The sequence below is a fragment of the Sinorhizobium sp. CB7 genome (assembly GCF_041357635.1).
Lineage (GTDB): Bacteria > Pseudomonadota > Alphaproteobacteria > Rhizobiales > Rhizobiaceae > Rhizobium.
In genome coordinates this window covers 1-208 of sequence record NZ_JAULLL010000101.1, presented here as the reverse complement: position 1 = coordinate 208, position 208 = coordinate 1, and the positions used below count along the sequence as shown (strand labels likewise).

The following is a 208-nucleotide window of genomic DNA, read 5'->3' as shown; positions in this document are numbered from 1 at the left end:
GCCAGCGGCGGAAGGCTGAGTCCTGGCGGTTGTTGCGCACGGTGGCAACCACGTCGTAACCCAGGGCAGCCTGCTCGACCAGGCGCGGGATTTCTTCGGGTGGGTTCTGCAGGTCGGCATCGAGGGTAATCACCACCTCGCCCCGGCACTGTTCGAAGCCGGCCATGATCGCCGCGTGCTGCCCGTAGTTGCGGTTGAGGATCACCGC

General features: G+C 66.3%; 1 protein-coding gene. It reads right to left on the bottom strand.

Annotation, left to right across the window (positions count from 1 at the left end; genetic code table 11):
• On the bottom strand, window positions 1-208 hold a 208-nt coding region (locus AAE029_RS36325; protein WP_371077783.1), incomplete at both ends, for a glycosyltransferase.